Genomic DNA, 25701 nt, shown 5'->3' with positions numbered 1-25701 from the left:
GCTCACGGCAGCCTCCTCATTCCGATGCGGCCTCCAGCAGCAGGTCCGGAGCCTCTCCGGCCGGCAGCTCCTGCACCTTGCGCAGCCTGCGCTCGATCGCGCGGGAACGGACCGCCGCCGCGTCGATGGAGTTGCTTGCCTCCTGCAGCTTCTTCTGCGTCTTGTCGAGCAGATCTCCGAATTTGCCGAACTCCGTCTTCACGGCGCCGAGCACCTGCCACACCTCGCTCGAGCGCTGCTGGATCGCCAGCGTCTGGAAGCCCATCTGAAGGCTGTTCAGCAGTGCGGTCAGAGTCGTGGGTCCTGCGATGACGACCCGGAACTCGCGCTGAACCTGCTCCCATAGGCCGGGGCGGCGGAGCACCTCTGCGAAGAGGCCCTCTACGGGCAGGAACATGATGCCGAAGTCGGTCGTATTCGGCGGATCGATATACTTGTCGCGGATCGACTTCGCCTCCTGCTTGATGCGCGCGTCCAGCTGCTTGGAGCATTCCGCCGCGGCCAGATGGTCGTCCGCGTCCAAGGCGTCCAGCAGACGCTGATAATCCTCGATCGGGAACTTGGAGTCGATCGGCAGATGGATGATCTGATTGGAGTTATGCTTGTCGGGAATGCGGACGGCGAATTCCACCCGCTCGCTGCTGCCCCGACGCGTAGCGGCATTGCGGTCGTACTGCTCCACCGTCAGCGTCTGCTCCAGCAGGTTGCCGAGCTGGATCTCGCCAAGCGTGCCCCGCGTCTTGACGTTGGTCAGCACCTTGCGCAGATCCCCGACGCCGCTCGCCAGGCTCTTCATTTCGCCGAGTCCCTGATGCACGAGCTCCAGCCGGTCGCTGACCAGCTTGAACGATTCGCCCAGCCGCTGCTCCAGAGTCGCATGCAGCTTCTCGTCGACAGTGGCGCGCATCTGCTCCAGCTTGCGGTTGTTGTCCTCCTGCAGATGCCGGAGCTTCTCCTCCACCGTGCCGCGCATCTGCTCCAGCTTCGTTTCGTTGACACGCGTCAGCTCCGCGAGACGCTCGGAGAAGCTGTCCAGCAGATGCTTCTGCTGCAGCGCCATGTCGTTCATGTTGCCCATAAGCGTGCGGTTCATGGCGTTCATGGAAGCCGCCAGCTCCTCGCGGTTCTGGCGCGCGGCGGCGGCAGCCTCCTGCCGGCCTTGCGCCGCATGCTCCGCCGTGTAGCTGCGGACGTCGTCCCGGATCCGGTCCAGCTCCCGCAGAAGCGACGGGTCTGTCCCGGAGCGGCTCCTGGGACGTGTGATATAGAGCAGCGCGACGGCAGCCAGAATGACGGCCTGCAATCCCAGGATGACATAATTCATGGGCATTTATCCTTCTCTCAGGTTGATTTGCGGGCGAAATAGGCTTCGAAGCCTTGCGCGATCGCGGCAGCGGCTTCCTTTTGGTACTTCTCCGTCCGCACCTCCGCCTCGTCCTTGGCGTTGCTGAGGAATCCAAGCTCGAGCAGCACCGACGGCAGGCTGTTCTCCCGCAGCACATGATAGTCTCCGAACGAAATGCCGTTCGTGCCGAGGCTCAGCCCTTCCAGAGGGCCTTCCACCGCTCTTGCAAGCGGGACATCCTTGTTCTTGGAGTAATAGAACACCAGCGTGCCGGAAGCCTTTGTAGGAGAGGAATTGTAATGAATGCTGACAAAGGCGTCCGCCGACGCCTGCTCCGCGATCCGGACCCGGTCCGGGAGCGACGGCTTCTCGCTGTCTTTCGTACGGGTCAGAACTACGCTCGCGCCTCTCGCCCGAAGCTCGTCGGCGAGCAGCTTGGATGTGCTGAGCGTAAGATCCTTCTCTTCGGTTTTGTGCGTGGTGCCGATCATGCCGGGATCGTTGCCGCCATGGCCGGGATCGATGACGATCCGCTTGCCCTTGAGGCTCCCCATCGCGCTGCCGGCGGCGGGGCCGCTGCCTCCGCCCGTGCTCACCAAAGTCCCGCTGGAGCTTATGTATTGGCTGCTGACCCAGCCGGCCAGCCCGCCCGACGTCTTGACGCTGCTCCATTGCCCGGAGGTTTTGAGCAGGGTCACACGGTCGCCTGTCGTAACGCTCCCGATGACCGAATAGCCGGTGCCGGGGCCGCTGCGCACCCGCACTCCGCTTCCCGTGATGACACTCGACTTCTGGCCTGCAGCGCCGGACAGGGACACGCTAGATGCCGAACCCGACGTTCCGGAGCCGGAGGCCGACTTGACCAGGTAGTGGCCCGCCGCCCATCCGGTGAGACCCTGTCCGCTCACCTTCATCCAGCCGAATTGCTCGTCCGTAACCTGAACCGTCGCTCCTTGGGTCAAATACCCTTTGACGGCTGCTTTCCGATCCGGTTCCTTGAGGACAGGCAGCGACTTGGTCGCAACCTTGTACGATACCGCTGCCGCAGCAACCGCGGCCGAGGGCGGTCCGGCAGGCACGCTTGCCGCCAATACCAGAGCGGCCAGCAGGACAACCAGCCATCTTCTCATTCCATGCGCTCCCTTCCGCTTGCAGAATTTAGTAGACATCCATGAAAGCTTCGTCCTGCGCGGAGTCATAGCGCAGATGAAGCTCCTTTCCGTCGAGATACCAGAGCTGGTCCTCTTCCATGAAGAAGACAAGCCCTTCCTCCTCCTGCCGCAAGCCGGGCCGGCGCGATTCGTCCTTCATGATTCCGAGCGACAGCCCCGGCTGCACGCTGCCGCAGCCTCCCAGACGCACGAAGACGCGCAGCTGGTCGCCTTCCTGCAGATTCAGCTCTTGCTTATACCAGCGGGCCGCTTCCGGATCGACCGTCAGCTTCATATGGGCGGCTCCCCTTTCTTTCCACTCTATCATTCAGTGTTTGCTAGATTTGCAATTAGTATAACAAAGGGAGCCCGATCGGGCCACCGGATGAAAAGTTTCTAACCCGGAGGAAATAAAATCCAGCATCGGACTCTTCCCCGCAGGTCTAATAGATAGTGGATGGTCATTTGCTGCTGCCCTACTTTTCTCTGGTCAGAGCTTCAGATATTATGAATTCAATTTCAATTCCGGCCAACTGCTCAACCGCATCCTCGTTCTTCCCTTACCATGCCGCAGCAATAAATTCCGCAGATGAAAAAAGCCCGGCCGCCGCCGAATGGCAGCAGGCCGGACCATCAAGTCCTATTGGTTCCAATAACGCCGCGAAGCGCAATGCTCGCGGTACAGCTCATAGTTCTCGTCGAACTTGACGAGCTCCACGCAGCGCCCCGTACGGGGGGAATGGATCATCCGCCCGCCGCCTGCGTAGATGCCGACATGGTGGACTCTCCCTTTGCCTTCTTCATAAGCGAAGAACAGCAGGTCGCCCGGAGTCAGGTCCTCCCGGTCGACAGCCTGCCCTTCCAGCGCCTGGTCGGAGGCGTCTCTCGGAATGGCGATGCCGGCCGCCCGGTGCATGCTGAACGCCAGGCCCGAGCAGTCGTAGCCGAGCGACGACATGCCGCCCCACAGGTAGGGAAGGCCGAGAAAACGGCGTGCCTGCTCCACGATGAAGCGGCCGGCATGATCGCCGCGGCCGCCGGCCGATTGACGGCTGACAGCCGCAACGTCGGCATCGCCGCGCTGGAGCCAGCCCTTGCCGCCTTCCGGCAGCAGCACCGTCAAGCCTTCGGCGTCATCCTCCGCGACCGGCAGCCGCGTGAGATAGCTCAGCTCCATGAGCCGCTTGGGCGCGCCGCCTCCAGCATCGTCCGGGTCGGAATCGAGCAGCCAGGCAGTGTCGGCGGTGACCACGGCGCAGCGGCCGGATGCCCGCTCCCCTTCCTGCCGCTCCTCGCTCTTTCGGCAGGCTCCGTCCGGAAACGCTCCCGGAGAAGGGAAAGCCAGCTGCGCCAGAGGCACCCAGCCGGGATAGCCGAGAGGCTCCTTGCAGGTGCTCTGCCCCGGAATGAATACACGAGCCCAGCCCTCCTTCTCCTCGGCCACGAGCACGCGCTCGCCATAGAGCAGCTGCGTCTGCACCCGATTTTTCTCGCAAAGGTCCAGGCGGTCGTCCACCGTCATGGAAGACAGCCAGCCGCGCAGTTCAGCCGGATTGGCCAGCGCCGGACCATCCAGCTCCCGCGGCGAGCCCGGTCCCGTCCATACGGTCGCGACAGGCACCGCCGCGCGCGCTTCCCTCAAAGCCGCGCTCATGATACCGCCGCCCCCGGGCTGGCCGCGACGCGCACATCCCGGATGCCCAGTCCCGGCGCATCCGGGAACGTCATGACGCGGCCGTCGTAGCGGACGCCTCCGTCGACGATGTCGCTCCTCAGCAGCAGAGGAGCGTCGAAATCAAAGCGGGTGATGTTCTTTTTGCTCGCCGCCAGATGGGCAGCCGCCGTCACCGCCACCCGCGATTCGATCATGCTGCCGACCATGCATTCCACGCCGTACTGCTCCGCCATGCCGTTGATGAGCTGGGCTTTGTAAATGCCGCCGGACTTCATCAGCTTGATGTTGATGAGATCGGCCGCCCGCATCTGGAGCACGCGCAGCGCCTCCGCCGGCGAAAAGACAGCCTCGTCCGCCATGATCGGAGTCTGGACCGAGTCGGTGACCGCCTTCAGCCCCTCAATGTCGTGGGCTTTGACCGGCTGCTCCACCAGCTCGATGTCGAGTCCGAGATCCTCCATGCGGCGGATCGCCCGGACGGCGTCCTTCACCTGCCAGCCCTGATTGGCGTCGAGGCGGATCTTCACCCCGCCGCCTACGCGGCTGCGGATTTCGCGGATCCGCTCGATGTCCTCCTGCACATCGTCCTTGCCGACCTTGATCTTGAGCACGTTGAAGCCTTCCCGGACGCAGCTCGCGGCATCCTCGCCCATCTCCTTGGGCGAGTTGACGCTGACCGTGAAGTCCGTCTCCAGGCGGTCCTTGTAGCCGCCGAGGAATTGGTACAACGGCAAGCCGCAATGCTGGGCGACCAAGTCATAGATCGCCATGTCCACAGCCGCCTTCGCGCTGCTGCTGCCGACCATCGCTCCGTGCACGCTCTGCAGCAGGCGCTCGTATCCGAGCAGGCTTTGCCCGACGAGCAGCGGGGCGAACGTCAGCCGGATCGCCGACTCGATGCTCTCGAGGCTGTCGCCGGTAATGACGATCGTGGACGGCGCCTCTCCCCAGCCGACGCGGCCGTCGCGGTCCCGGATCCGGACCAGGATGGATTCCTGGTCGTGCACGGTGCGCAGCGCGGTTTTGAACGGCTTGTGGAGAGGGGTCGACTGCCTCATCACCTGTATGCTTTCAATGTTCATGCTGTTGTCCTCCTCATGCGGCTGGGCGGGATGCTCTAAGCCGGCTCTGCGCCGTCCGAGAATCCGGATTCGTTGAAAACAAGGCTTCGGCCGCTCGTGTTCAGTACAGCTTCCACCCCAAGCGGAACGGCGATATTGGGCGAGCAGTGCCCGATTCGGAAGCCAGCCATAGCCGGCTTGCCGGCCGGCACGATGTAATCCGCCAGAACTTCGTCGAGACTCAGAGACTCCTTGCGCTTCGAAGGCTCGCAGTTATGGAAGTCGCCGACGACGATGCCGGCGGCATCATCCAGCTTGCCGGCCTGCTTCAGCTGGCACAGCATCCGGTCGACGCGGTAAGGCTCCTCGTCGATGTCTTCGATCAGCAGCAGCCTGCCCCTCGTGTCGATCTCGTACGGCGTTCCCAGCGTGCTGACGAGGAGCGACAGATTGCCGCCGGCAAGCGGGCCTCTCGCTTCGCCCGGAACCAGCACCCGAAGGGGAGCGATTTCTTCCGTATAGTGAAGATTATGCGGGGCGAGAAGACCGTTATACCCCTCCAGCGTAAGCGGATGGGGACGGGCATGGCCGGCTCCGTCCTCGCCATCCGGCAGCTCCTTCAAGTCGATCATCATCGGCCCGTGGAAGGTGACCAGGCCGCTGAGCCGCCCGATCGCCGAATGGAGAAACGTAATATCGCTGTACCCCCAGAAAATCTTGGGGTTGCGCCGGATCAAGCCGTAGTCGAGCCGATCCGCAATGCGTGCCGTCCCGTATCCGCCGCGCGCGCAGATGATGGCGGCGATGTCCGGATCTGCGAACAGTCCGTTCAGCTCCTCCGCGCGCTCTTCGTCGCTTCCGGCCAGGTAGCCGCGGCGCAGCGAGAGCGTCCGGCCGAGCTTCACGTTCAGGCCGAGGCGCCGCAGATGGCCTGCGGCAGCCTCCGCCTGCTCCCGGTCGCCCGGACTAGCGGGGGCCGGAATTCCGACCGTGTCGCCGGGCTGCAGCTTGCGCGGGCGGATCAGGCCCGGACGGCTCACTTCAGCTCCGCCCATTTGAAGTCGATGAAGCCGAATGGATGGCGCACGACGCCGGACAGCTTGTCGCTCTCGAGATTGACCGTGTTGTAGAAGTACAGCGGCAGAATCGGAGCCTCGTCGATCAGGATGGCCTCGGCTTCATGCATCATCTCAAAGCGCTTCTTCTCGTCGCTCTGCTGGTAAGCGCCCTTGATCAGCTCGTCGTACTTGGCGTTCTTCCATCCCGTACGGCTGAACGGATTGTCCGACTGGAAGCCGTCCAGGAAGTTGATCGGATCCGCGAAGTCAGGCAGGAAGGAGGAGCGGGACAGCTGCAGCTGCAGCTTCTTCTGCTCGGCGACCATCACCTTGCTTTCCTTGCTCTCCAGCTTGACGTCGACGCCGAGATTGTCCTTGAACATCGCCTGCATCGCTTGGGCGACCTTTTGGTTGATGTCGTTCGTGCTGTAGGTCAGCGTAATGTCCGGAAGCTTGGAATAGCCGGCTTCCTGCATGCCCTTGGCGAGCAGCGCCTTGGCATCGGCCGCGTCGAACTTCAGCAGATCTCCGCCCTTCTCGCGGAAATCGCCTCCGGCCGCATCCTCGAGGCCCGGGGAAATGAAGGCGACGGCCGGCTTGTGCTTCTGGCGAAGCACGAGATCGACAAGCTGCTGGCGGTCGACCGCTTCGGCGAACGCCTTGCGGATGTTCATGTTGTTGAACGGCTCCATCGTGACGTTGAAGCGATAGAACGCCGTGCCCGCCGCCTCTTCGACCTTGACCTTGTTCTCTTCGAACAGCTTGTCGGCCATGTCGGACGGAATGCTGCCGGTCGTGTCGAGCTCGCCGGATTGGAAGAGCTGGTAGGCGGTATTCGTATCGTTGACCATTTTATAGGTGACGCCGCCCAGCTTCACGCTGGATGCATCCCAGTAATCCTTGTTCTTGACCATCTTCAGCTCGTCGTCATGCTTCCATTCCGTAATCGTGAACGGTCCGTTGCCGACGATCGTCGCCGCTTCGCCCGCCCACTTCGCATCCTTCTCGACAACGGCCTGGTTGACCGGGAAAAAGGCCGGGCTCGCCGTCATCTGGATCAGCCAGGCCGCCGGATGGGCCAGCGTGACTTCAAGCGTCTTGTCGTCCGTCGCCTTGATGCCGACAGCATCGGCGGAGCCTTTGCCGGAATTGTACTCCTCCGCGCCTACGATCGGATAAGCGAGGAAGGCCGCGTCGGAGGCCGTGTCGGGGTTCAGCAGCCGCTTCCAGGCGTATTCGAAGTCGGATGCCTTCACGGGATCGCCGTTGGACCATTTGATGCCGTCGCGCAGGGTGAAGGTGTACTTCAGGCCGTCGTCGGACACTTTCCATTCCTTCGCCATCGCCGCTTCCGGCTTCTGGTCCTTGCCGAGGCGGGTCAGCCCCTCGAAGGCGTTGTTCACCACGTCGTAGGAAATCTGGTCGAAGCCGATCGGCGGATCGAGGGAAGTCGGCTCCTTGCCGTTGTTGTAGCGGAGGATCTTGCCGGAGGCTTCTCCGGTGCCTCCTCCATCGTTGCCGTCTCCGCAGCCGGCCAGAATCGTTCCTGCCAGCAGCACGCAGCTGATCAACGTAACAGACATCTTTTTCATGGACATGGTCGTGGTTCTCCCCTTTTATTCGAATAGTGGGATATAAGTCGTTGCACGCCTCGCTGCACTCCGCCGGCGGATGATCCTTAAGATCGCTGTCGCTTCTACATCATCATTCCACCCGCTGCGTCCACTGAGGTCGCAAACGAAGTCATATCGCCGATGTCTCATCTGGTCAGACGGCCTGCCTCTAATCTGTCTGCCGCAGGCCTGGCGCGGCTCCCCTTGTCCCCCCTTGGCTCCGAATAAAAAGCGGCTAAAATGATGTGGAACAAACGGCTCCCGGCCGCAGCCCAGCGAAAGGCTAGCCGATCGCGGCCGACCGTCCGGCCGCGGAAGACGGCGGAGCCTGCTGCGCCCGAGGATCCTCCAGCCAGCAGGACACCGAATGGCTGCCTCCTACCTGCGTCGCTGCCGGATGATGCAGCCGGCACACTTCCATCGCATGAGGGCATCGAGCCGCGAAGGCGCAGCCCGGCGGCGGCGCAAACAGATCCGGCGGCGTGCCCGGAATCGGCTCGAGCTGGCGAGAGCGGTCTCGGTCGAGCCGCGGCATCGAGGCCAGCAGCCCCCTCGTGTACGGATGCCGGGGTCTGCGGAACAGTTCCCGAACGGAGCCAGACTCCACAATCTCGCCGGCATACATGACGCAGACGCGGTCGGCCGTTTCGGCTACGACGCCCAGATCATGGGTAATCAGCACGATGGAGACGCCGGTCTTCTGCTGCAGCATCCGGAACAGCTCCAGAATCTGGGCTTGAATCGTCACATCGAGAGCCGTCGTCGGCTCGTCGGCGATGAGGAGCGACGGATTGCAGGAGGCGGCGATGGCGATCATGATGCGCTGCCTCATCCCGCCGCTGAACTCTCCCAGATATTGCTTCAGCCGTGTTTCCGGACTCGGAATGCCGACCAGGCGGAGCATTTCCACCGCGATCCTGCGCGCTTCCGATCTCGGCACCTTGCGGTGCAGGGCGATGCTCTCGATCAGCTGCTCTCCGACGGTGAGCGTCGGGTTGAGCGCCGTCATCGCATCCTGGAAGATCATCGAAATTTCCGCGCCGCGCAGCTTCCGCAGCTCCTTTTCCTTGAGCCGCGTCAGGTCCCGGCCCTTCCAGACGATGCGCGAGTCCTTGCCGAGCTTCGACGTCTGTTCCGGCAGCAGCCTCATCAGGCTGCGGGCGGTGACGCTTTTGCCGCAGCCCGATTCCCCGACGATGGCCAGCGTCTCGCCTTCGCGAAGCTGGAGATCGACTCCGCGCACCGCCTGCACCTCTCCGCCGTGGGTCCGGAAGCTGACTCGCAGATTTTCGACGGCCATCAGGGTTTTGCCGGGCGTCCTGTCTTCAGCTTCCTTCGGTTCACGGCTCGCCGGCTTTTCCCTAGCTGCCGTTTCGGACGGTACCGTCCGGCTTCCATAGGCTGCGGAAGGCTGCTCCGACGGGTCGTCCGCCTTTTCCCTGGCCGGGACTTCGGGAGCCGCGACTGGGGATATCGACGCTTTTTTGGACCGTCTCCACATGCTCATGACCTCCTCTGCCTAGGGTTGAAGATATCCTGCAGGCCGTCGCCGACCAGATTGAACGCCAGCATCGTCATGGAGATGAAGAATGCCGGGTAGAACAGCCTCCACCAATGGCCGGAGAGGATGACGCCGAGCGCGTCGCTCGCCATGACGCCCCAGCTCGCGAGCGGCGGCTGGATGCCGAGGCCGAGGAAGCTCAGGAACGCTTCCGCGAAGATGGCCGAAGGCACGGAGAACGTAATCTGCACCATGATGACGCCCATCGCGTTGGGCAGCAGATGCTTGCGGATGATATGCCAGCCGCTGGAGCCGATCGAACGGGAAGCCAGCACATATTCCGACGATTTCAGCGTCAGCACCTGGCCGCGGACGACGCGGGCCATTCCGATCCATCCCGTCGCGCTGAGCGCGACGATGATCGTCAGCAGGCCCGGCCCCATGATGACCATGAGCAGAATGACGATGAGCAGATAGGGAACGCCGTACAGCATATCCACGAAACGCATCATCAGATTGTCTGCGCGGCCGCCGACATACCCGGCGATGCCCCCGTACACGATGCCGATGATGAGGTCGATCAGGGTGGCCATCAGGCCGATGAACAGCGAGATGCGGGCTCCGTAGAGAATGCGGGCGAATACGTCCCGGCCCAGGTCATCCGTGCCGAACCAATGCTCGGCGGACGGGCTCATGTTCGCATCGGTGAGGACTTGCTTGGAATAGCTCTGGTCCGTCAGCATCGGGCCGAATACAGCGAGAATGGCGAGCAGGATGATGATGACGGCTCCAGCGAACGCGAGCTTGTTGGCCAGCAGCCGGTTCCACGATTCCTTCCAGAAGCCGAGGCGGGGCCGAACGATCGCTTCCGCATCCACGGCGGAGCGGTTCATCGGGACAAACAGGGAATCCGGTACGCTCATGCTCAGCCCTCCTTCCGGTGCAGCTTGATGCGGGGATCAATGAGGCCGTAGGCGATATCGACGAGAAACATCATGAACAGCAGCAAAGCGCTGTAGAACACGGTCGTGCCCATGATGACCGAGTAATCGCGGTTGTTGATGCCGTCCACGAAATACTTGCCCATGCCGGGAATGGCGAAAATCTTCTCAATGACGAAGCTTCCCGTCAGGACGTTGGCGATCAGCGCCCCGAGCAGGGTGACGACCGGCAGCACCGCGTTGCGCAGCGCATGCTTCGTGACGATGACGAACGGATGCAGTCCTTTGGCGCGGGCCGTCTCGATATAATCGGAGGTGAGCACCTCCACCATGTTGGCCCGCGTCATGCGGGCAATGATGGCGATGGGACCGGTAGCCAGCGCCAGCCCCGGCAGCACGGCGTGGCGCCAGGTTCCCCACATGGCGACCGGCAGCAGATGCCATTCCACAGCCACGTATTTGATCAGCAGCGTCGCCACGACGAAGTTCGGCACCGCGATGCCGAGCACGGCGAGCACCATGGCCGCCTGGTCGATCAGCCGGTTCTTGTACAGGGCGGCGACCGTACCGAGCGCGATGCCCGCGACGATGGCGAACAGGATCGCGATCATGCCGAGCTGGAAGGAAACGGGGAAGCCGCGGCTGATCATCGAATTCACGCTGTCGGGGAAATGCCCGATCGACGGACCGAGATCCAGCTTGAGCAAAGACTTCAGATAGAGCACGTATTGAACGCCAATCGGCTCGTCCAGATGGTAATAAGCCATCATGTTCTGCACCGCAGTCGGGTTGCTGTTCTTGCCGTCCTTGTCGAACGGGGACCCCGGCACGGAATGCATGAGGAAAAAGGTCACCGTGATGATCAGCCACAGCGTAACCAGCATGGAGACAAGCCGCTTCAGGATGTAAGATGCCACCTTCTGTCACTCCCCTTAATCGGTCTGGCAAAACGTCTTAGCAGTAATTGGTTCTTGTCGCCAGCTCAATCATGACCAGCATGGCCCGGTACGCTTCGAGAATGTCCTTGGCCTGGAAGGAGACGACCGGGCTGTTGCCCTCGATCCGGGTTCCCGGCATCAGGTTGGCCCATTCGGCTTGTCCGTAGTTCGCGAATTCGATCGACAGATGCGGGTGCTCCGGCGAAGCCAGCGGCTTGACGCGGGAGCGGTTGTCGAGAGCCTCCTTCGTCTTCTCCCTCAGCAGCTGGCCAGTCTTGTCCGGAGTCAGGCACAGAGCCGCCGTTCGCGAAATCGCCTTCTTGACGACTGCCGTCGTCACCCCCGGGAGCAGCGCCTCCGCCTCCACCGCCGTCTCGTCGTCGCCTGCCACGAGCAGGACGGGGACGCCGTAATGGCCGGCTACCATGGCGTTGAAGCCGAGCTCGCCGATGGCGGTGTCACCTATGTACATCTTTGTCACGCCGAAAATCATCGAATGGCTGAGAACGCCGCGGGTGGCCGCCATCGTATGGTAGCCGAGAAAGGCGGCTCCGCCGAACGATGCATCGAGCCCCTGCACCATGGAGTACGGCTTGACGTCTCCGGTGATGAGCTGGGCGTCGGGATGCAGCCTTTCGATCAGCAGGTTGTTCATTTTGGAATGGCTGTCGTTGACGATCACTTCGGAGCAGCCTTCGTCGAATGCCGTGCCGATGACATGGTTCGCCTCGTCCGTCATGATGACCTGGCCGCGAGGGTAGCTGCGCTGGCTCGAATCGACGTGCGTGCTGTCCACAAGACCTGTTATGCCTTCCATGTCTACCGAAATATAGAGCTTCATTGGCCATCCTCCCGGAATATAAGAAATGATCGATCGAATAAAGAGTATGAAAAAAACCCAGACCAACAGCCGGGGACATGCTTGTCCCTGGGTCCGTTGGCTGGGTTTTATTTACGTGCATGCCGGAATGTCCCGCCATACGGATAAATAAAGCAGCGTACGCTGTACCGGAAGTAGGCGCCGAGGCCTGCTCTTCTAGTCATTGAGCGTGGATTTGAATTTTTTGGAGGCGTCCTTGAAGGCGACGATCAATGCCTTCTGCGAAGAGCCGTGGTACCTGCTCCGGATTTCCTCGGCCACCAGCTCCACGTCCAGGACGGAGTGGCCGATGAAGATCGAGCGGACAAACTCCGAAGTGAGCGGAATGGTGGAGGAGCAGCCGGCATCGATGATGATCCCGGATTCCTTCCCAACGACGAGCCCGATGAAAAAAGCGCTGTACTGCTGGGTGATCGGATTGTTCACGGATGACTGGGCATCGCCTATGAGATACAGCGTGTTCTTGTCGAAAGGCATCCGTCATTCTCCCTTGTCTGCTTCATGCGCCGTATTGATGTTAATTATTCTAACATCGACTCGAGCGGGTTGTAAATGAGAAATCCTGCTAATGGCCCATGCCGATTCGGCGATGACTGCGGCCGACCGGCAAGCACCGACATGTCATGCACTTCCAACGGCAATTCCCGGTTCCCGGTTCAGGCTTCGCTAAGGCGTCCTTGCAGGCTCCCGGTCCATGCTGTGCTAAAAAGGCGGCCTTGCAGGCTCCGGGCAAAGACACCGCTAACGCTCATTCTTTTTCCGCAGGAATATGTCGGCCATCGCAGCCGCCAGATCGGTCTCCGCGGCGGTGAACACATGGCCTTCCTTGGCGTCGTCCAGCCCGTTCATGGCGTAGATCATGCCGATCCCTGCTTCGGGATCGAAATACATTCCGCTGCGCAGCCCATAGGCGTCGCCGGCATGGCCGATCATCAACCTGCCGGGCATGAGGTCATGCGTCCGCTGAAGCTGCAGGCCGCCTTCCCGATAGAAGCCTTCCTGCGGAACTCTCGACCACTGCCGGGCCTGCATCTGCTCCGCTGTCTCCTTGCTGAGAATCCGGACTCCGCTGCGCTCGCCCTTGCCAGCCAGCATCTCCAGCCAGCGGGAAAGATCCGCGATGGTCGTCCGGAGGCCGCCCTGCGGCCCGAACAGCGATCCATTGGCGCCGGGAACATAATCCCGCAAGTCCGTCAGCTCCGGCAGCCTGCCTCGGAATGCGTCTGCGGCCGGAGCATAATCTCCGGCATCGGCATCGTACTCATAGAGGACCGCGATCCGGTCGGGCTCCTCGAAATCCTGCAGGTTGAAGCTGGAATCCCGCATGCCGAGCGGCTCGAAGAGATGCTTGCGGCAATAGCGGTCGAAGCGCTCGCCGCTCTGCCGCTCGATGATCGTAGCCAGGATAATCGCGCCAAGGTTGGAGTATTCATAACCGGCCGGGTCCCCCGGCGGCTTGTCCCCCCACAGCTTGGCTGAATGCCATTGTCCTCCGGGAACGATCAGCTCGGAGAGCGGAATCATCGGATCCTGGCGGGAAGCGGCCGCGAAGCCGGCGTATTCGTCGCGCAGTCCCGATGTATGGGTCATCAGCTGCCGCAGCGTAACCGGCTGGTCGGGAAAGGCCGGATTGCGGAGCGGAAGGCCGACGAGCTTGCCTGCGTCGTCGTCCAAGCCGCATAACCCGCGATCCACCAGCTGGAGCATCGCGGCCGCCGTGACCGTCTTGGATATGGAGGCGATGCGGAAGATCGTCTTGTCCGACACCGGCAAGCCTCTTTCCTTGTCCGCCAGTCCCAGACCTCCGCTCCAGACGAGCCGTCCGCGTATCAGAAACGCGCAGGCCATGCCGACGATGCGGCGGCGATCCATCGTTTCCTGCAGCCTCAAAGCTACTTTGTCAGGCTTGCTCATGCGATGCGTTCAGCCTCCTTTGAAGTTGCGTTTGTCGTCCAGGAGACCTGTATAGCGTTTACATTCTATTAAATTATGACTTTTTGTCCCCTAAAACGTCAATAGGCTAAAGGAAAATAATAAAGGCCGTTTGCCTCATCGGCAAACGGCCAGCGAATCAAGCGCCTTCTCTTTCCTGCTGTTCCCGGAGCTGCTGGATGATCTCCTCGGGGATATCGTCCTGCTCGATCCGGCGGTTGACGTAAGCGATGAACGGAACGGCAAGCTCCGGATCGAACTGCGACCCTGAGCAAGCCTGGATCTCCTCCACGGCCTCCGCGAACGTGCGGGTCCGCTGGTAAGGACGCTCGGTCGTCATCGCGTCAAAGGAATCGATGATGCAAAGCAGCCGGGCCAGCTTCGGAATCTCCGTCCCCTTGAGCCCATGCGGATAGCCCGTCCCGTCATAACGTTCATGATGCAGCTCGACAAGCGGCACGAGATCCGAATAGGTTCCCGATGCGAGAAGGAACTCCTTGCCGAAGGTGACATGCTGCTTGACGAGCTCCCATTCTTCCTTGGACAGCTTCGCTCTCTTGGTCAGCACTTCCCTCGGAATCTCCAGCTTGCCGATGTCATGGATAAGCGCGCCGAGAATGAGCGTCCGCCGCTCCTCCTCGTTCAGGCCGAGCTTCTCCGCCATGTCCACCGCGTAGGAGAACACCCTCTTGGAATGCTTGAACGTGTAGACATCCTTGGAAAGGAATACCCGGATCTGCTGCTCCAGCTCGTTGATCTCATGCTCGAACTTCTGCGGCAGATAGGTTTGCTCCCCGTAGATCGTCACCGTGTTCTTGCCTTTGGACTTGGAAATGTACATCGCCCGGTCGGACAAGCCGACAAGCTGCGATTTCTCGTATGTATCGGCATTCATCTCCATGACGCCGGCCGAGAACGACACGCATCCATGCGGGAGAATTTCGACGCCTTCGAACGGAGAGTTGTTCACCGTCTTGCGCAGCTGGTTGATGAATTTGCGGGCTTCGTTTTTGCTATAGCCCGGCATGATGACCGCGAATTCCTCTCCGCCGTAGCGGGCGCAGACGAATTCATGAGGCTCGCATTCCGCCTTGATGATGGAGCCGACGAAGCTGAGCAGCTTGTCTCCTTGCGGATGTCCATAGAGATCGTTGTATTTCTTGAAGTCGTCGAGATCAAGCATCGCGAAGGAGAAAATCTTCCCATCCTCGCGGTAGGTTTTTATGAAGTCATCCAGCTTCTCTTCCAGGTAGCTGTGGTTGTACAGCCCCGTCCGCTGGTCCTTGTTGGCTTTGTCGTTGATTTCGTGGTACATGAGGAAAAGCTGTTTGAAGACGTGGGACAGCAGCGTAGCGATAATCAAGAACAGGAAAAGACCAAAAAGACGGGTATAAATGAGTAAGATAACCAGAATCATCGACAACAGTAAAATGCTGAGATAAGCAAAGAGAACTTCCTTGATAAACATTCGAAGGATTTCGACGAGCCTTCCTTTGTAGACCAAAAAATAATAGGTTCCAATCAAAAGGACGTTTATAGAGAAGTAGGCCGCAAGCGAAACAATGAACGCAGACAAGTAAGATGTCTTAAAGGTTCCTGTTGCTCCGCCAAGCTGTAAATAGACGTAATTGGCAACTACTATCATAATGGTATACATGGATAGGTTCAGGAAATGCTTCCACCACTTGGTATCCTTGTGATTGAAAACAATGATAAACGCACTTATCGTCAATGTGAGCAGGGCTGGCTCTACTCCGTATACAAATACGGTCGCCAAAAAAATAGTGGAGTCCATGGATTGACGGTGCCCTTCAGGCGGGAGTTGAAACATGAAGTAGTCAAGCAAGACGACTCCTGCAGTCATGGCGTAAATAGTGATCCATCTGTCGTTAGAAATGGTGATCCCGACAGGAAGAAAGTAAGAAAGCAATAATAGACCACCCATTAAAGATAGCAGAACTACATAGAGGTATGAGGGGGTTTTAAGTGCAACTGCAATAGCTTTCAACTGTTTCATCCTGGCTCTCCCTCTTAACGGGTAAATATTAAAAAGGAAACAGAACAATTATTCCGTTTCCTTTTTTTTGAAATATTAAAATACCTTAAGTCCCGAAGTCAGCGCAACTCCCAAGGAAGCAATGATGGCAAGATTAAAGAGAATGACTTTAACATTGACTTTTTTCATATTCGTCACCTCCTTTCAAGCTTCAAAGCCCCTTTTTTCAAGATCAAGCCGCTTCTGTGCGAGGCTGCTCTTCATGAGTTTTATGGGAAGACATTTGCGATGTAATATAGAAGAAGATACCTATATTCATGATTACATCTCCAATACTGATGGCCTGCCTTCTTGGATAAGGAGGACCCAAAGGTATGATGTCTCCCAGAAACGAGAGTCTAGTTGAACTATCGAGAAGAATATGCTTGTACAGTACATCTCCGTTCCTCAGCATTTCAATATAATGAGGATCAAGTACGGAGGCAGCCTCCAGCGACACCGGCATTCTTCCGCCGTTCACTAGCATGACCAGGAAATTCAGAAAGACGCCAATAAAAAGTAAATGAATTCCCTTGTAAGAGCGGTTTACGTAGAGGAGAGAAAGACCTGCAACATAAACGAGCATATAAAAATAGGAGTTGAATCGAGCGAAAAAGGACACATAATCTTGCAGATAGAACAAACCGAACTGGACAATAAGCAGCAGCGGAAAAACCCAACCGCCCTTGATGCGGGTATTGCCGAGAGCGATCAAGCCGCTCTTCCAGCCTGCCCGGATAAACCCGACGACAAGGCCGATAAGGATGCCATCATAGACCATAGCGGTTACTCCTTCAGAATATTACGGCAATCGACGACAATATCAATATTGCAGTAAAGTTCTACAATTACCAACATTTGCATTTAGTCATTGCCATTATAGAATGCATAAAGACAACCCGTCAATATGAACTAAGTAGCATAACCTATTTTTTTTTGCACAGAGGTCCTATTGACTTCGCATTAAAAAACCGGTTCCCAACCAAACGGAGCCGGTTTTTATTGAATCTATAGACCTAATTTTATGAATATTTTAAACCATTAGGACTATATATAATTCATATTTATACATAAAATTCCATATTAAGGACGATTCTTCTTCAGCCTTTGACGGCACCCGCCGTCATGCCCTTCATGATCTGTTCCTGGAAGACCAGATAAGCGGCGATGTCTTCCGGCGGGTAACCAGCTTGCCGCCTGGCACTCGCACCGTAATATCAGTCTTCTTCAGTCCGCCTGAAGCCGACAGCCGAAAAAGCGCAAAAAAAGAATTCGGCCCAATGGCCGAATTCCCTAGTCGTGCTTCCCGCAGCTTTGGAGCTTTGCACAAGTGCATGCTTCGCTACAAGTTCCTGGACTACTATGCTGCGGCGCATTCTTCCTCCTGCCCGCTCAACTGTCATGCATGCGCAGCCGCCAAGCGTCCCGCCTGGAGAAGAGCCGCGGCGTCCGCCACTTCGGCCGATTGGCCCAGCATCCGGATGATCGCATGCACGGCCCGGTCCGCGCCATGCTCCGGCTTGTTCAGCGATGCGTTCTTGCGCAGGCGGGCGCGCAGCGCGTCCTCCGCGATGACCTGGCGCAGCCGCCGCATGAGATCCGACTTGGAGCGGGCTTCCACCGCCGCTCCCATACGCGTCAGATAAGCCGAGTTCTCCTGCTCCTGTCCTGGAATCGGCTTGAACAGAATCATCGGCAGCTCCTGGGACAGAGCCTCGGAGACGGTGAGGCCGCCCGGCTTCGTCACCATGACGTCGGCTGCCGCCATGAGCTCATGCACGTAGTCGATGAATCCCGTCACCAGGATCCGATGCGGTCCGCCCATGCCTTCCAGCCGTTTCTCCAGCTGGCGGCGCAGCTTCTCGTTGCGCCCGCAGACGAAGACGTACTGGGCGGGCGGCATGTCCTCGGCGGAATCCAGCAGCGTCAGCAGCCGGCGTCCGATCAAGCCGTCGCCCCCGCCCATGACGAGAACGACCGGCAGCGAGGGGCTGAGTCCATGCTTGCGCCGCAGCTCCTGACGGTCGTATGCCCGTCCGAAGGAGAAGCGGACGGGCATGCCGGTGACGGATACGGCTCCCGCCGGTATGCCAAGCTCCGTCAGGGAGCGCTGGATCGACTCGGAGCCGACGATGTACCGGTCCGTGCCGGGATGCAGCCAGTAGCTGTGCCGCGCGTAATCGGTCATCACCGTCGCCGTGGCGACCGAGGTCAGCCCGGCCGTCTTGAGACGGGACATCGCGGCTGCTGCGGGCGGGAAGGTGCTGACCACGACGGAGGGGCGGAATTCGTCCAGCAGCTCCATCATCCTCCCCGAGCGGTACGTGCGCATCTGCTTGAACATCCCGGACAGGCGGTTCTCGTCCCGGGTGGCGCGGTATAGATATCCGTACAAGGACGGCAAGCCCTTGACGCCTTGCATGTAGAAGAATCTGCCTACGGAATGCGTCTTGGGATGCGTCCATTGCATGAAATCCACGACCCGGACAACGGCGTCGGGATATTGCCGCGCCGCCGCTTCGGCAATGGCTCTGGCCGCCTGGTTGTGGCCGTCGCCCAGCGTCCCGGTCAAGACCAGGATCCTCTGCTGGCTTATAGGTACCAAAGGGGGTTCCTCCTTCAAGATCTTAGCCGGTGGCAGCTTCCGCTTATACATACGGCTCGTTCGGCCGAAATAGTCTTCTTCCGCTTGCCCTGCCCGCAAGATGTCGTCTGGAACCAGCTTACCGCGATCGGGCGCTAGAGGCATACGGTCTGTGGAATGTTCCTGTCCTGGACCGAAGTCCGGTTATCCGGTCATTCCCTCGCCCTCGAAGGAGCGGAGCGCCTCGCGCACATGATCCGGGATGGCGGTGCTGCGGCCGCTTGCCGTATCGATCAGCACGACCGTGCCGCGTCCCGCGGCCCTGAGCTCTTCCCCGACGGTAAGCGCGTAATGGATGTCCATGGACGAGCGTCCAAGCTTGGCTGTCTTCACATGCAGCCGCAGCTGGTCGCGGAGGTAAATTTGGCCCAGGTACTGGCATTCGAGATCCGCCACGACGGATACCGTCTTGTCGCTGAACAGCTCGTCGGTCAGCCCCAGGTTCTCGACGTACTCGATCCTGCCCTGCTCGAAATACATGAAGTAGCTGACGTTGTTGACATGCCCCAGCATGTCCGTCTCGCAATAACGGATTTTCAGCGGAATGGAGAACTGGAACGACTCCAGCCAGGCTTGCCTGTCTTCCCCCATGAATGCGCCCTTGCTCATAATGCGCAATACCCCTTTCAGCATGTTCCCGGTCCATGGCCTCGCCTCTGCCGGAAACGATATGTCTACCAAGCAGGATATCACGCCGCGAGCCGGACAGACAACTTTTCCGCCGTTCCCGATGGTCTTGCCCTCCAGATGCATGCCCCGATCGCCTTCCAGCCATACTGACAAGATGACCATAGGAAGGGAGCAACCGGGCATGCCGCAGAGCAATTGGCTGATTCCTGCCGGTGAAGGAATCGGCTTCAAGGTGAACAAAGGCCAGATCATCCGGGTGACGGATGTCGAAGGCGAGCAGGTAGCCGATTTCGTCGCTTACCGTGCCGACGACACGACCGAGAGGATCGATCCGAACGTGACGATGGACGCCCTCCACAAGATGAAGGTCAGTCCGGGGGATATTCTTTACTCCAACAAATACCGTCCGATCTTGACCGTTGTCTCCGACGACGTCGGCATCCACGATTTCATCAACGCGTCGTGCCGTCCGGAGATGTACGAGTTCCTGTACGGCAAGAAAAACCACGCCAGCTGCCACGAAAACCTGACCCGGGCGCTGGAGCCGTACGGATTGCCGGAGCCGGACCAGCATTACGCGTTCAACGTGTTCATGAACACCGTCATCCATCCGGACGGCAGCATTTCCGTCGAGCGTCCGCTATCGAAGGCAGGCGACGCCGTGGAGCTGAGGGCGGAAATGGATCTGGTCGTCGCCGTCTCTGCCTGCCCCTGCTCGGAGAGCGCCTGCAACGGCTATGCCTGCACGCCGATCCGCGTCGAAGTTGTCGACTGATGATTGCGATGGATAATTTAGAGCGAAATTGCGACTGATGATTTAGAGCGATGATTGCGATGGATGAATGGGCCGGTTGATACATCGGAGTCGTTGGAGTCGTTTAATCGGATTGTTTCCTGCAGGGACGCCGCTCCGGCGCCCCTATTTGTCCTTCTACAAAAATCCGCCTCCGAATAGGATGACTTGTACCCCATGCAGGCAAGCCTATTTCCTTCGGAGGTGGATTGCGAATGAACGCCTTTATGGCCTATGTGCTGCTGGGACTGTCCCTGTCGGCTCCGATCGGCCCCATCAACGCCGCCCAGCTGGACAAGGGAGCCCGCTTCGGCTTCATCCATGCATGGCTGGTCGGAATCGGCGCCATGGCGGCCGACTTGCTGTACATGCTGCTGATTTATTTCGGCGTGGCGAACTTCCTGGCGACCGGCTTCATGCGCACGCTGCTGTTCTCTTTCGGCTTCTTCGTGCTCATGTACACCGGTCTCGAAACGCTGAAGGCCGCCTCTCCTTCGCTGCCGGGTCCGCTCCATGAGGAAACGGCGCGAACCGCATCCTTCCGCTCCGGCTTCCTGATGGCGCTGCTCAATCCGCTCAATATCCTGTTCTGGCTCGGCATCTATGGCTCCCTGATCGCCGGCAGCTCCCATGAAGGCCTCTCCCTGCTGCTCTTGCACAGCACCGGAATTTTCGCGGGCATCCTGCTATGGGACGTCGTCATGGCCGCACTCGCAAGCTCGCTGCGGCGTTTCGCCAGCAGCCGCATCCTGCAAGGCATCTCCTCCCTGGCAGGGCTGTCGCTGATCGGCTTCGGCCTTTACTTCGGCTGGCAGGCCTTCCTCCAGCTGACGGCCTAGAATGCCGGGACGTTCACCCCTCCCCCCCCTCCTTACATACGATGAAGCGACGTTTCAAAGGAGGATGGCAAGGACGGATGGCACAACTGCATGCGAAAAGCTGGCTTGATCATCACTCGATGTCACTGGAGAAATGGGAACGGGAAGCCTACCTGAGCTTTGCTTCCATGATCGCCGACGACGACAATTCCTATCCTTGCGTGCCGGGCAGGCAAGGGTTCTTGACCGATAACCTGCGGTTCGGGTTCGCTCCTGACCCCCGTACGGAAGCAGCGGCACGCGAAGTGGCCGATCTGCTTGCGCAGTACGGTCCTTTGTCCCGAGAAACGGGCAAATACGCCTCGCTGGTCATCTTCTTCAGCACTCCCGAAGATTTGCTGGAGAGCGCTTCCGTGGAAAACTACGAGGAGCTGTTCTGGTCTCTTCTCAGCGATGCTTCCAAGCTGGACGCGGCACCTTGGCCGGAATCGATTCCTCGAGATCCCGGGCATCACGAATGGGAATTCTGCTACGGCGGCGAGCCGTACTTCGCCTTTTGCGCCACTCCGGCCCATGTGGTCCGGCGCAGCCGCTCCTTTTCCGGTTTTCTCGTGGCTTTCCAGCCCCGCTGGGTTTTCCGGGAAATCAACGACTCCACGCCCTTCGGCCGCAACATGAAAAAAATCATCCGCCGGAAGCTGGCGGACTACGACGGCATCCCCGCCCATCCGTCGCTCAAATGGTACGGCCAGCAGGACAACCAGGAATGGCAGCAATACTATCTGCGGGACGACGACAGCGCCTTGTCGAAATGTCCCTTCCTGAGCGGCAAGATCAAGCTGCCTGACGGCGATTAAAATTCGAAATCCCGCGAGGAATCATCCTCGCGGGATTTTTGGCCCGCAAGCATCGCCCCCGGGGTGCTCCTCCCCCGCTGGCGGAGGCTGTTCACCCTTCCAGCGCCTCGACATGGCCAGCGTGACGACGGCAATCGCCAGACTCGCCCAGAAGCCGGGGCGTCCTGCAGGCTCCAGCAGCGAGCCGGAGACTGCCGCCGCCATGAGGGCGAGCGCCGTCCCGCTTTTGATCCGGCCCGGAAGCCCCGGCTTCTGCAGCTTCAGATAAGTTGCGACGATGAACATCCATACATATAGAAGCACCAGGCCGCCGGCTGTCGCCAGATGCTCGAACAGCGTCGAGGGCAGAAGCAGCGCCAGCACGACGGAGACGGCCATGCCGCCCGCATTGACGAGCAGCGCCGCCCAAGGCAGGCGGCGGGCTCCCGCTCTCAGCGCCAGCCAATGCGGGGCGTCTCCATCCGATGCCAGCGATACCAGCATGGTGGAAACGCCGTACAGGGAGGCGACGAGGATCGAGAATCCGGCGACGATCAGCACCCCGTTCAGCGCATGGACAAGCACGGGCAGCCTCATGACCTCGAGCGCCTGGAGAAAAGGGCTTTCGGAGGCGTTCATCGCGGAGCGCGGCACGATCAGAACGGCAAGGCCGATCGACAGAAGATAGAGAATGCCGATGCCGAGCAGCATGATGCGTCCTGCCTTGGGGGCATCCGCAGGCCGCTTCAGTCCGGCAGCCATGAAACCCATCACCTCGATGCCGCTGAAGGCGTAGAAGGCGTACAGAAGCCCGCTCCAGGCGCCTCTCCAGCCCCCGGCCTCCAGCAGCCCCTTCCACTCGGCCGGCTTTGCCGCCAAGGATGCTTTTCCGCTCAGCAGCATGAAGGCGGCCACGACGATGAACATGCCGACGGCCGCGATTTTCACGACGGCGAACAGGTTCTCGGCCGTGTTGATTCCTTTGGACCCCAGCACGACGACGGCGAGTGCCAGCACGGCGTAGCCTGCAGCGAAAACCCACAGCGGAACAGACGGAAGCCAGTACCGCGTGAACAGCCCGAGAGCTGTCAGCGAACCGCCGAGAATGAGCAGCTCGGAAGACCAATAGATCCAGCCGGTGCTGAAGCCTGCCCATCTGCCATATGCTTTCTTGGCATACGCTTGGAACGAGCCCTTTTCCGGCTGCTCCGCCGTCATGGAAGCCAGCGCCTCATAGACGAAATAAGTGGCCGCGGCCGCAGCCAGAAAAATCGGCAGCACGAGAAAGCCGCTCCGACGGACGGCGATGCCGGTTGCGAGGAAAAAAGCCGTCCCGATCGTGCAGCCCGCCCCGAACAGCGACAGCTCCCACCAAGAGAGATCGCCTTTTGCGCCCCCTTCGGAGGAGCACGAATCTCCGGCGGCGGCAGCCGGAGGATGCTTCAGATGTTCGGACATGCTTCCCATCCTCCTCATGGAGGTAGGATTCTCCAGATCCGTCGGGACTATCCGGCAAGCGAGTGGCGGCAAACAGCCTATTCGGATACCCTTTAAAGCCATATGGCCCGTGACGGCCGGCCTCCATGAACAGCCGGCCGCAGTCAAGCGCCGATTGGCCTCCATCCAGGCCGTCCTCATGCAGCCGTGCCGGCTGGCCTCCATCCAGGCCGCATGTTTCAGTGACGGTTGGCCTCCATCCAGGCCGCCGCGTAGTCGATCAGCTCCCGCTGCGGCAGCAGCCGTACGAGCGCATCCCCGATCCGCCCTCTTGCGGCCAGCGGGCAATCCCTTTCAAAGGCGTCGCCCACGGTGTTGAAATCATCGTCGCGGTAGGCAAGATCCTCGAAGGTCACCCATTCCCGCTGGCCGTCCCTCAGCATGGGCGAGCCTTGGCTGAGCAGCTCCTTATTGGGGTAGGAAGCGCGATGCTCGGCCAGATGCAGCGTGGTGTTTCTCTCGTGGTCGACTCCCAGCAGCAGAGCCCGGCCGCCATGCCCGGCCATCCGCTCAAGAGGGGAACCTTCTCCGAGGGCAGGCGACAGCAGATGCGGCTCCAGAATCGTCCTCGCCAGCGGTCCTCGAGCGGCGAAGCTCACCTGCGGATGGGCGCTGCGCAGCGTGCCCTCCTGACGGCGGAAGCATTCCACGACGGCGCCCATCCCTCGGGTGGCCGTCAAGTCCGGACGATAGGCGGGCATTTCTTCGCGAATCAGCGGCCACCAAGATTCCGGAACCGGCGGACGCATCCAGTAGGAAGGCTCGGACAGATCCGACGATTGCGCGGGCATGACGATCGTGCCGCTATCCCCGACAGCTTCCTCGAGGGCAAGCACGACGGCTTCCGGCCCGCCGACAACCCAGCGGCCGAATGCCTTCATGGAGGAGTGGACCAGCAGCAGCATCCCTTCCTCGACTCCTATCTCTCTCAGTCCTTCCGTAATGTTTTTGCTTGTGAGGGGCATTTCGTTGGCATTGATCATGGTACAGCCTCCGTATCGCGGGATAAGCAAGCGGGGAACCGGATGCCTTGCCTTCCCGATCTCTTCTTTTCGCCAGTCTACCAGACTCCGCCCCGCTTCGCAGGTGAAGAACGGTTTAAACCGATTCGATGCCTCCCCATGATGATCGCAAAAAAGCCCCGGCATGCCGCCAGGGCTGGTGCTCTCCAGAAAGATTCCTCGCATCGGAACGGAAATGGCCGAGTCTTTTGATGCATGCTTTTGATGCTTTTGATGCTTTTGATGCTTTTGATGCTTTTGATGCTTTTGATGCTGCAGCGGATCAGACCGGCTCCAGGCTGTCCAAAATGCCGGCCAGGCTGAGCTCCGCGCAAGCCATGGACGTGTCGGCGGCGCCGTAATACATGCGGACGCGATTTCCGTCGACGAGAGCGCCGCAGGAGAAGACGACGCCTCCGAAGAAGCCGTCCCGCTCATAATCCGCTTCCGGCTCCAGGATCGGCTTGCCGGAGCGGGCAATCACCTTGGACGGATCGTCCAGGTCGAGCAGCACGGCTCCCATGCAGTACCGGTGATCCTTGGTCGCGCCGTGGTACAGCTCCAGCCAGCCTCGCTCCGTCCGGATCGGAACGGCTCCGCCGCCGATGCGGCCGCTGTCCCACATGCCCTCGCGCAGGCCGATGAGATGGCGGTGGTTGCCCCAGTACAGCAGGTTGTCCGATTCCGCGATCCACATCTCGGGGCGGCCGCAGCTTTTGGTCGTCGGGCGGTGAAGGGCGTAATACTTGCCTCCGATGCGCTCGGGGAAGATGATGACATCCTTGTTGTCCGGCCCGAAGATCATGCCGTGATGCGTGATGGTCTTGAAATCCTTGGTCGAGACGAGCGATTCCCCGATGCCGACGGGCGACACGGCCGAGAAATAGATATAGTAGGTATCCCCGATCTGCGTGATGCGGGGGTCTTCAATGCCGAAGATCTCCAGCGGCTGCGTCGGATAAATGAACGGCTCCTCGTCGACCGTGAAGCTCCTGCCGTCCCGGCTGCGCGCGATGCGCAGGTACGAGAGGGAAGTCAGGTATTCGAAAGCCGGCGCATGCTCCTTGCGCACGATGACGCGCGGATCGGACAAGTCGTAGCGCTCGTCATTCTTGGAGATCGGAATGAGGTCCAAACCGCCTTTCTCCGTGTTGTACACGGGGGCCAGCACCACCTCCGGATCCGCGCTGATCGGGCGTTCCGCCACGCGCAGCAGCAGGATGACTTCGCCGTCGTATTCAGCCACCCCTGCGTTGAAGGCGCCGATGACCTCGAAATCCTCGCGATGCGGCTTCACGTCCGCCGGGGTCACCAGCGGATTCTGTTCGTAACGGTAGCTATTCATGGCATGA

Annotated in this window: 23 protein-coding genes; 3 read left to right on the top strand and 20 right to left on the bottom strand. The window is 60.0% G+C overall.

Annotated elements, in window-relative coordinates:
- Positions 1 to 16: 16 nt before the first annotated feature.
- From ACLBWT_RS17390 to ACLBWT_RS17310, 17 genes are all read right to left on the bottom strand, one after another.
- Positions 17 to 1324 (bottom strand): DNA recombination protein RmuC, encoded by a 1308-nt coding sequence (locus ACLBWT_RS17390; RefSeq protein WP_447664396.1) that lies wholly within the window; start codon positions 1322 to 1324, stop codon positions 17 to 19.
- Between the two features lie 17 nt (positions 1325 to 1341).
- Complete coding sequence (locus ACLBWT_RS17385; RefSeq protein ID WP_447664395.1) at positions 1342 to 2475, bottom strand: N-acetylmuramoyl-L-alanine amidase; 1134 nt, start codon at positions 2473 to 2475, stop codon at positions 1342 to 1344.
- A 28-nt stretch (positions 2476 to 2503) separates the two neighbouring features.
- Entirely contained in the window at positions 2504 to 2791 is a 288-nt protein-coding gene (locus ACLBWT_RS17380) for a HesB/YadR/YfhF family protein (protein ID WP_447664394.1), read from the bottom strand.
- Between the two features lie 345 nt (positions 2792 to 3136).
- Complete coding sequence (locus ACLBWT_RS17375; protein ID WP_447664393.1) at positions 3137 to 4150, bottom strand: C40 family peptidase; 1014 nt, start codon at positions 4148 to 4150, stop codon at positions 3137 to 3139.
- On the bottom strand, positions 4147 to 5253 hold the full coding sequence (locus ACLBWT_RS17370) for a dipeptide epimerase (RefSeq protein WP_447664392.1): 1107 nt from the start codon (positions 5251 to 5253) through the stop codon (positions 4147 to 4149). The genes ACLBWT_RS17375 and ACLBWT_RS17370 overlap by 4 nt, the downstream gene beginning before the upstream one ends.
- A gap of 35 nt (positions 5254 to 5288) precedes the next feature.
- Positions 5289 to 6272: a S66 peptidase family protein gene (locus ACLBWT_RS17365; protein WP_447664391.1), complete on the bottom strand. Its 984-nt coding sequence runs from the start codon at positions 6270 to 6272 to the stop codon at positions 5289 to 5291.
- Positions 6269 to 7882: a peptide ABC transporter substrate-binding protein gene (locus ACLBWT_RS17360; protein ID WP_447664413.1), complete on the bottom strand. Its 1614-nt coding sequence runs from the start codon at positions 7880 to 7882 to the stop codon at positions 6269 to 6271. The genes ACLBWT_RS17365 and ACLBWT_RS17360 overlap by 4 nt, the downstream gene beginning before the upstream one ends.
- A gap of 304 nt (positions 7883 to 8186) precedes the next feature.
- Positions 8187 to 9203, bottom strand: a complete 1017-nt coding sequence (locus ACLBWT_RS17355; protein ID WP_447664412.1) for an ABC transporter ATP-binding protein — start codon at positions 9201 to 9203, stop codon at positions 8187 to 8189.
- Between the two features lie 203 nt (positions 9204 to 9406).
- A complete protein-coding gene (locus ACLBWT_RS17350) occupies positions 9407 to 10327 on the bottom strand; it encodes an ABC transporter permease (RefSeq protein ID WP_447664390.1) in 921 nt (306 codons plus the stop codon).
- Between the two features lie 2 nt (positions 10328 to 10329).
- A complete protein-coding gene (locus ACLBWT_RS17345; protein WP_076359292.1) occupies positions 10330 to 11262 on the bottom strand; it encodes an ABC transporter permease in 933 nt (310 codons plus the stop codon).
- 37 nt (positions 11263 to 11299) lie between these two features.
- Complete coding sequence (locus ACLBWT_RS17340) at positions 11300 to 12124, bottom strand: M55 family metallopeptidase (protein ID WP_447664389.1); 825 nt, start codon at positions 12122 to 12124, stop codon at positions 11300 to 11302.
- 195 nt (positions 12125 to 12319) lie between these two features.
- Entirely contained in the window at positions 12320 to 12640 is a 321-nt protein-coding gene (locus tag ACLBWT_RS17335) for a DUF3870 domain-containing protein (RefSeq protein WP_447664388.1), read from the bottom strand.
- A gap of 264 nt (positions 12641 to 12904) precedes the next feature.
- Positions 12905 to 14077, bottom strand: a complete 1173-nt coding sequence (locus tag ACLBWT_RS17330; RefSeq protein WP_447664387.1) for a serine hydrolase domain-containing protein — start codon at positions 14075 to 14077, stop codon at positions 12905 to 12907.
- Positions 14078 to 14234: 157 nt separating this feature from the next.
- Positions 14235 to 15458, bottom strand: a complete 1224-nt coding sequence (locus ACLBWT_RS17325) for a bifunctional diguanylate cyclase/phosphohydrolase (RefSeq protein WP_447664386.1) — start codon at positions 15456 to 15458, stop codon at positions 14235 to 14237.
- Positions 15459 to 16323: 865 nt separating this feature from the next.
- The gene (locus ACLBWT_RS17320) at positions 16324 to 16911 is read right to left on the bottom strand and encodes a DUF5317 domain-containing protein (protein ID WP_447664385.1); all 588 of its coding nucleotides are present in this window, start codon (positions 16909 to 16911) and stop codon (positions 16324 to 16326) included.
- Between the two features lie 618 nt (positions 16912 to 17529).
- The gene (locus ACLBWT_RS17315) at positions 17530 to 18735 is read right to left on the bottom strand and encodes an MGDG synthase family glycosyltransferase (RefSeq protein ID WP_447664384.1); all 1206 of its coding nucleotides are present in this window, start codon (positions 18733 to 18735) and stop codon (positions 17530 to 17532) included.
- Positions 18736 to 18918: 183 nt separating this feature from the next.
- Positions 18919 to 19383 (bottom strand): acyl-CoA thioesterase, encoded by a 465-nt coding sequence (locus ACLBWT_RS17310; RefSeq protein ID WP_447664383.1) that lies wholly within the window; start codon positions 19381 to 19383, stop codon positions 18919 to 18921.
- A gap of 202 nt (positions 19384 to 19585) precedes the next feature.
- Here ACLBWT_RS17310 and ACLBWT_RS17305 point away from each other — a divergent pair, with 202 nt between their 5' ends.
- From ACLBWT_RS17305 to ACLBWT_RS17295, 3 genes are all read left to right on the top strand, one after another.
- Positions 19586 to 20179, top strand: coding sequence for a DUF1989 domain-containing protein (locus ACLBWT_RS17305; protein ID WP_447664382.1), 594 nt, complete (start codon positions 19586 to 19588; stop codon positions 20177 to 20179).
- Positions 20180 to 20412: 233 nt separating this feature from the next.
- Entirely contained in the window at positions 20413 to 21036 is a 624-nt protein-coding gene (locus tag ACLBWT_RS17300) for a LysE family transporter (protein ID WP_447664381.1), read from the top strand.
- A gap of 77 nt (positions 21037 to 21113) precedes the next feature.
- Entirely contained in the window at positions 21114 to 21872 is a 759-nt protein-coding gene (locus ACLBWT_RS17295; RefSeq protein WP_447664380.1) for a YqcI/YcgG family protein, read from the top strand.
- A gap of 21 nt (positions 21873 to 21893) precedes the next feature.
- Here ACLBWT_RS17295 and ACLBWT_RS17290 read toward each other — a convergent pair whose 3' ends face one another.
- From ACLBWT_RS17290 to ACLBWT_RS17280, 3 genes are all read right to left on the bottom strand, one after another.
- Entirely contained in the window at positions 21894 to 23309 is a 1416-nt protein-coding gene (locus ACLBWT_RS17290) for an amino acid permease (protein ID WP_447664379.1), read from the bottom strand.
- A 218-nt stretch (positions 23310 to 23527) separates the two neighbouring features.
- Positions 23528 to 24331: an aminoglycoside N(3)-acetyltransferase gene (locus tag ACLBWT_RS17285; RefSeq protein WP_447664378.1), complete on the bottom strand. Its 804-nt coding sequence runs from the start codon at positions 24329 to 24331 to the stop codon at positions 23528 to 23530.
- A 301-nt stretch (positions 24332 to 24632) separates the two neighbouring features.
- Positions 24633 to 25694 (bottom strand): BtaManbiosPhlase, encoded by a 1062-nt coding sequence (locus ACLBWT_RS17280; protein WP_447664377.1) that lies wholly within the window; start codon positions 25692 to 25694, stop codon positions 24633 to 24635.
- Positions 25695 to 25701 lie beyond the last annotated feature (7 nt).

It is taken from the genome of Paenibacillus sp. D51F, from assembly GCF_053345695.1.
Note: the sequence above shows the minus strand (reverse complement) of the source record. Positions and strands in the feature narration are given on the sequence as shown.

Excerpts from the sequence above, each read along its gene's own strand:
- ACLBWT_RS17390 (WP_447664396.1), bottom strand. The coding sequence starts at position 1,324 with ATGAATTATGTCATCCTGGGATTGCAGGCCGTCATTCTGGCTGCCGTC.
- ACLBWT_RS17380 (WP_447664394.1), bottom strand. The coding sequence starts at position 2,791 with ATGAAGCTGACGGTCGATCCGGAAGCGGCCCGCTGGTATAAGCAAGAG.
- ACLBWT_RS17280 (WP_447664377.1), bottom strand. The coding sequence starts at position 25,694 with ATGAATAGCTACCGTTACGAACAGAATCCGCTGGTGACCCCGGCGGAC.
- ACLBWT_RS17340 (WP_447664389.1), bottom strand. The coding sequence starts at position 12,124 with ATGAAGCTCTATATTTCGGTAGACATGGAAGGCATAACAGGTCTTGTG.
- ACLBWT_RS17375 (WP_447664393.1), bottom strand. The coding sequence starts at position 4,150 with ATGAGCGCGGCTTTGAGGGAAGCGCGCGCGGCGGTGCCTGTCGCGACC.
- ACLBWT_RS17330 (WP_447664387.1), bottom strand. The coding sequence starts at position 14,077 with ATGAGCAAGCCTGACAAAGTAGCTTTGAGGCTGCAGGAAACGATGGAT.
- ACLBWT_RS17295 (WP_447664380.1), top strand. The coding sequence starts at position 21,114 with ATGGCACAACTGCATGCGAAAAGCTGGCTTGATCATCACTCGATGTCA.
- ACLBWT_RS17285 (WP_447664378.1), bottom strand. The coding sequence starts at position 24,331 with ATGATCAATGCCAACGAAATGCCCCTCACAAGCAAAAACATTACGGAA.
- ACLBWT_RS17305 (WP_447664382.1), top strand. The coding sequence starts at position 19,586 with ATGCCGCAGAGCAATTGGCTGATTCCTGCCGGTGAAGGAATCGGCTTC.
- ACLBWT_RS17335 (WP_447664388.1), bottom strand. The coding sequence starts at position 12,640 with ATGCCTTTCGACAAGAACACGCTGTATCTCATAGGCGATGCCCAGTCA.
- ACLBWT_RS17360 (WP_447664413.1), bottom strand. The coding sequence starts at position 7,882 with ATGAAAAAGATGTCTGTTACGTTGATCAGCTGCGTGCTGCTGGCAGGA.
- ACLBWT_RS17320 (WP_447664385.1), bottom strand. The coding sequence starts at position 16,911 with ATGGTCTATGATGGCATCCTTATCGGCCTTGTCGTCGGGTTTATCCGG.
- ACLBWT_RS17350 (WP_447664390.1), bottom strand. The coding sequence starts at position 10,327 with ATGAGCGTACCGGATTCCCTGTTTGTCCCGATGAACCGCTCCGCCGTG.
- ACLBWT_RS17310 (WP_447664383.1), bottom strand. The coding sequence starts at position 19,383 with ATGAGCAAGGGCGCATTCATGGGGGAAGACAGGCAAGCCTGGCTGGAG.
- ACLBWT_RS17370 (WP_447664392.1), bottom strand. The coding sequence starts at position 5,253 with ATGAACATTGAAAGCATACAGGTGATGAGGCAGTCGACCCCTCTCCAC.
- ACLBWT_RS17290 (WP_447664379.1), bottom strand. The coding sequence starts at position 23,309 with ATGTCCGAACATCTGAAGCATCCTCCGGCTGCCGCCGCCGGAGATTCG.
- ACLBWT_RS17385 (WP_447664395.1), bottom strand. The coding sequence starts at position 2,475 with ATGAGAAGATGGCTGGTTGTCCTGCTGGCCGCTCTGGTATTGGCGGCA.
- ACLBWT_RS17300 (WP_447664381.1), top strand. The coding sequence starts at position 20,413 with ATGAACGCCTTTATGGCCTATGTGCTGCTGGGACTGTCCCTGTCGGCT.
- ACLBWT_RS17355 (WP_447664412.1), bottom strand. The coding sequence starts at position 9,203 with ATGGCCGTCGAAAATCTGCGAGTCAGCTTCCGGACCCACGGCGGAGAG.